Origin of the sequence: Fictibacillus sp. NRS-1165, from assembly GCF_050468105.1 — a bacterium.
GTDB classification, from domain to species: Bacteria; Bacillota; Bacilli; order Bacillales; family Fictibacillaceae; genus Fictibacillus_C; species Fictibacillus_C terrinigri.
In genome coordinates this window covers 1-2,601 of record NZ_JBDPNU010000171.1, presented here as the reverse complement: position 1 = coordinate 2,601, position 2,601 = coordinate 1, and the positions used below count along the sequence as shown (strand labels likewise).

Sequence of the window (2,601 nt, the reverse complement as noted above, 5' to 3'; positions counted from 1 at the left end):
AGAGGCGATAGACTCCTTGGATCCACAACCTCAGCCTGTATTCCTTTTGATGCCAGCTGGTCAGCTGCTGTCAGCGCGACCTGAACCATTTTGCCGATCGCCACAATGGTAAGGTCGGTTCCTTCTCGTTTAATATCCGCCTGACCGAATGGAATGGTATAGTAATCTTCCGGCACGTCTCCTGTCATATTATAAAGCGTCTTGTCTTCAAAAAAGATGACCGGATCATCATCTTCAATGGCCTTCAGGAGCAGTCCTTTCGCATCATAAGGAGTGGAAGGAACCACCACTTTAATACCGGGAATGGCTGTAAACAACGCATACAGGCTTTGGGAATGCTGGGCTGCTGCCCGAAAGCCTGCTCCGTGTGTCGTCCGTATGGTAATCGGTACCTTTGCTTTCCCGCCAAACATGTAGCGGAACTTCGCCCCCTGATTGAGCACCTGATCCAGGCATGTGCCGATAAAGTCGTTAAACATCAGCTCGGCAATCGGACGAAGGCCAGTCGATGCGGCAGCCATCGCTGCACCGACATAGCCGGCCTCTGTAATCGGTGTATCCAGCACCCGCTCTCTTCCAAATTCCTGAACGAGCCCTTTGGTTACTCCAAGCACACCGCCCCAGGCTTCATCATCCTGCAGATGGTCTACTTGTGCACCGCCGGCAACGTCTTCTCCAAGCAGCAGTACATTTTCATCTTTTCTCATCGCGAGTTTCATCGCCTCATTAATTGCATCGGACATACTGATTGTTCTACCCATTCTCGTCGCCTCCTTTTTGTTTAATAGCTTACGTATACATCATTCAATAAATCGGATGCATCCGGGTATTCACTGCCTTCGCTGAATTTTACCGCTTCTTCAATCGCCAGATCCACCGCATTCTCCATTTCCGCCAGCTCATTTTCAGCAAACAAGCCGTTTTCCAGCACATGTTTTCTAAATTGGACAATCGCATCTTTTGTTTCTTTGTGTTCTTTCTTGTCCTGCTCGATCTTGTAGGTTTGTGCATCTCCTTCAAAGTGGCCATAATTGCGGTAGGTCACACACTCAATTAATGTTGGTCCCTCGCCACGTCGCGCCCGTTCCACTGCTTCTTCTGCCGCTTTGTATACAGCCAGAACATCTTTTCCATCCACGGTAATACCAGGAATGTTGTAGCCTGCCGCGCGGTCTGCGATGGTTTTGCAGCTTGAGGCATAGGAGAAGGGTGTGGCTTCACCATAGCCATTGTTTTCTGCCACAAAAACGACCGGCAGTTTCCAGACTGCGGCTAAATTAATGCCCTCATGAAACGTTCCCTGGTTGTTGGCCCCATCACCGAAAAAGCAAACGCTTACATTATTGGTCTTTTTGTACTTGGCTGTCAGAGCTGCTCCGCAGGCTAATGGAAAGCCACCGCCAACAATTCCATTGGCTCCAAGCATGCCCTTATCAAAATCAGCAATATGCATGGATCCGCCCTTTCCTTTGCAGAGCCCAGTTACTTTTCCAAAAATCTCAGCCATCATGCCGTTTAATCCGCATTCCTTGGCAATACAATGGCCGTGCCCCCGGTGTGTACTCGTAATGCTGTCATGGTCTGACAGGTGCGCACAAACACCCACTGCCACCGCTTCCTCCCCGGCATAAAGGTGAACGAATCCAGGCAATTTCCCGAGCGAGAACAATTCATGCACCCTGTCTTCAAACTTTCGGATCTCCAGCATCTTTTGATAAATCCACTGCGCTTTGTCCCGTGTCAATGATTCTTTGTTTTGACTTTGCGTCGCTTCCATACGTCATCCTCCTGTCTTTTCTTGTTTTAAAAACTGCACTTTATTATGTAGCAAGATTCATGCCAACCTATAAAACCTGAGAAAAGGGCATTTGTGGATTTGAAAAACAAAAAAAAGAGACAAAACGAGACGGTTGTCTCTTTTTGTCTCGTTCTGTCCCGCTGTCTTTTTAAAAGGATACACTTTCCCCTTTTTTAGTAAAGAAAAGCTTACTTATCTCAGATCTTTTTATAACTGCGAGGCTCACGCTATGTAAATAATGAATCTAACCCTCCATAAAACAATTTATAGCCTAGAACATAGTTTGGAATCCGAGTAAATGAATTATCAAATTTAAGGCTTCGTGACTTGGTTTTTGAGGATAACCGGATTCATGTTCTCAGAAAGGTAGAAAAAAAGACATTGTAGCCGTTGCACCTCCTTCAATGAATGATCTAAAAACCTATTTACTCGTTCGTCACGGTATGAATGTGGAACTACGGATCCCCCTTATTCAATCGCTTTTCACTAATTTTTGTTCTTACTTCCTAGTTCCATTTAATTATACAACCAGCTAACCATCAATCTGTCAAAAAAGTTCTTGCCGGCAGCAAGAACTTTTTTCTACTCACATAATCCTGATGATACGTATTTGTCTATATCAGTTCTGGATATACGTCCTTCATAGTTAATAAAGGTGTAAAGAACCACTAGGAGGAATTGCTGGGACTTTACATGACAAAATTACTAAATGTGTTCATTCTTTTCTTTTTTGACAGGAGGGATTGCTGTTGAAATTGTGTCGGCGAAATTCCTTCATATTTTTTAAATACCCGGGCGAAATA

At 45.1% G+C, this 2,601-nt stretch carries 2 protein-coding genes; both read right to left on the bottom strand.

Annotation, left to right across the window (positions count from 1 at the left end; translation table 11 throughout):
- The coding region (locus ABHN01_RS25635; RefSeq protein ID WP_429877889.1) for an alpha-ketoacid dehydrogenase subunit beta at window positions 1-761 on the bottom strand (761 nt) is incomplete at its 3' end.
- A gap of 20 nt (window positions 762-781) precedes the next feature.
- Window positions 782-1,777 carry a thiamine pyrophosphate-dependent dehydrogenase E1 component subunit alpha gene (locus ABHN01_RS25630; protein WP_429877888.1) on the bottom strand — a complete coding sequence of 332 codons (996 nt, stop codon included), beginning with the start codon at window positions 1,775-1,777 and terminating at the stop codon, window positions 782-784.
- Window positions 1,778-2,601 lie beyond the last annotated feature (824 nt).